We start from the raw sequence: 2,549 nt of genomic DNA on the forward strand, positions 1-2,549 counted from the left end.
GACCAACTTGGTCGAAGGGATCAACAACAAGATCAAGGTGATTAAACGGGTGGCCTACGGCTTCCGCGATGACTCCTACTTCTTCCTGAAGATCCGGGCGGCTTTCCCCGGACTTGGGTGAAGAACCCAATTTTAGCGGACCCCAAAAGTGGAGCTAAGCGGCGAGTGCCAGTTTATGCATCGGGGTAATGCCACCGAGCGCCATGTTCGGGCGCTCATGGTTGTAAGTCCATAGCCAGCGGGTGGCCTTGTCCTGCACCTGCTCGATCGAATCGAATAGGGTTCGGGCGAGCCAGGCGTAGCGCACGGTCCGGTTGTAACGCTCGACGTAGGCGTTCTGCTGCGGCTTGCCCGGCTGGATGTGCTCAATGCGAATGCGCTGTTGTTCGGCCCAAGCCAACAGCGCGCCGCTGATGTATTCGGGGCCATTGTCGCAACGGATCACGCGCGGCTTGCCGCGCCACTCGATGATCTGCTCCAGCGAGCGGATCACCCGCGCCGCCGGCAACGACAGGTCGACCTCGATCCCCAGCCCTTCGCGGTTGTAGTCGTCCAGCACGTTGAACAAGCGGAAGCTGCGCCCGTCGCTGAGTTGGTCATGCATGAAATCCATCGACCAGACCTAGTTGATCGTCTCGGGCACCGCCAAGGGCTCCGAACGCTCGCGCACCAAGCGCTTCCTCGGCTTGATCCGCAGGTTCAACTCCAACTCCCGGTAGATGCGGTAGACCCGCTTGTGGTTCCAGCCAAAGCCTTTGACGTTGCGCAGGTGCAGGAAACATAGGCCAAAACCCCAGTCGCGATAGGCCGTGGTCAGTCGAACCAGCCAGTCGGCGATCCGGGCGTTCTCCTCGCTCGCCTTGGCCTGGTAGCGGAAGCAGGTCTCGCTCAGCGCGAAGGTCCGGCAGGCGTGCCGGATGCTCGTGCGTTCGCCTTCCACTGCCCATCGGGCCATCTCCCGGCGTTGAGATGGCCTCACCATTTTTTTGACATCGCCTCCTTCAGCAGGTCGGCGCTGAGCTGCGCCTCGGCGTACATCTTCTTGAGTCGCCGGTTCTCGTCCTGCAGCTCCTTGAGCTGGGACATCAGTGACGCATCCATGCCACCGAATTTGCTGCGCCATTTATAAAACGTAGCGGAACTGATGCCGTGCTCCCGGCACAACTCAGGCGCGGGCGTACCGGCCTCGGCTTGCTTGAGCACGGCCATGATCTGGCTGTCGGTGAAGCGGGACTTCTTCATGGAACCTCCTCGGGAAAGCGTATGAGAAAATTCCACTTCTGACGTCAGCTAATGGGTGGGGGGATTACCCATTGCGCCCAGCCCACGCCATCCATTTCTTCGCCGCTGGATATCAGATCAAGTCGCAGAAAGACCAACTCGCCATGCCAGTACAGCGTCCATGACGTTCTGTTTCGAAGCTCTGGTTCTGCGCCGCCGCCGATAGCGACATTCCTAAGATAAATGTCCCGGTCGCGATCAATTGTCCAATCCCGCGCTCGTGTTCCGTTGGATACAAATTTGCCATCAATATCTTCGAGCTGATATTTCCCGACATCCTCGGCAGGAATGAATTCGTTTACAAATGGCATTTCGAGGCTCCGTGTCAGCTAGATTCCATGCGCGCTGAATAACGCTGAGAGGCGCATATAGTCGCGACGGTTTTTTAGGCCAAAGTTGTGCCCGCCGTTTGCCCAGGGCTGGACAGGGCGAACTGGTAATGATCGGTAGGAGGCTAGTTGCATGAACTGTCCATGTTGGACCCGAGTAAACACTCCCATCGCGCTTCATGCGCGAGGGCACCTGGATGCCCGGTACAGGGGCTAGTCAAGGATGGGGTCAGGCGGGAGCACCTACGTTGGGCGCGTCCGAGGAATCGATGAAGCTGAGTGCAGCTTGTACCGGGTGCCGAGTAGGAGTCAAGACCGCTCACTGGTTTCTGTGGAAACGTTCCGGACCTAATCCGCGCGGCCGGCTGACGAACTGGACGAATGGCAACGACGGCGGGTGCGGCGGCTGCGTCGGCCTCCGCCGAAGGCGAGTACCCCCTGCGACAATTGCGACATTGCGACGCTTTTTGTCCCAGGCCGTCCCGACCTTCAGTCGGCGGCCGAAAGTGTCGCAATTGTCGCAATGTCGCAGCGGGTCCAGCCCCGCGCGCGCGGCGACCGGCAGCGTCGAAATCGGCGACGACCCCTTGCGACAATTGCGACATTGCGACGTTTTCCGCGCCGCACCCCCGAAGTGTCGCAACTGTCACAATGTCGCAACGCAACGGGTCCGGGCTGACGAACGCGGAGGCCCGAGTACCCGATTCGCCCGCCTCGCGCGCGCGCGTGGAGATTCCTACCCAGCGCCTACCTAACCCATCGCAAACGACGCTTGGTCGTCCCAAGTCGTCGCGCACTGCACCGGCCGGACGAAGTGTCGCAATTGTCGCAATGTCGCAGCGGGTCCAGCTCCGCGCGCGCAGCCGTGCGAATGACCTTCCCCGATTCCCTGACCACGATCCCGGAGCCATTCATGGGCCGACTGGCCGACGCGATGAC

The 2,549-nt window shown here is 60.5% G+C and carries 2 protein-coding genes and 1 pseudogene; 1 reads left to right on the forward strand and 2 read right to left on the reverse strand.

Annotated elements, in window-relative coordinates; genetic code table 11:
* On the forward strand, positions 1-121 hold a 121-nt coding region (locus ACTOWJ_RS29335; RefSeq protein ID WP_441336093.1), incomplete at its 5' end, for a transposase.
* Positions 122-154: 33 nt separating this feature from the next.
* On the opposite strand, the pseudogene ACTOWJ_RS29340 reads toward ACTOWJ_RS29335, so the two are convergent.
* Positions 155-1,242, reverse strand: a pseudogene (locus tag ACTOWJ_RS29340) (IS3 family transposase).
* Between the two features lie 44 nt (positions 1,243-1,286).
* The gene (locus ACTOWJ_RS29345; RefSeq protein ID WP_441338175.1) at positions 1,287-1,592 is read right to left on the reverse strand and encodes a hypothetical protein; all 306 of its coding nucleotides are present in this window, start codon (positions 1,590-1,592) and stop codon (positions 1,287-1,289) included.
* Positions 1,593-2,549: the final 957 nt, after the last annotated feature.

The sequence above is a fragment of the Lysobacter sp. CA199 genome (assembly GCF_052078715.1).
In the GTDB taxonomy this organism is placed as follows: domain Bacteria; phylum Pseudomonadota; class Gammaproteobacteria; order Xanthomonadales; family Xanthomonadaceae; genus Lysobacter.

What these genes read in the sequence shown, in the direction of transcription:
- ACTOWJ_RS29345 (WP_441338175.1), bottom strand. Translation starts at nt 1,592, where the DNA reads ATGCCATTTGTAAACGAATTCATTCCTGCCGAGGATGTCGGGAAATAT.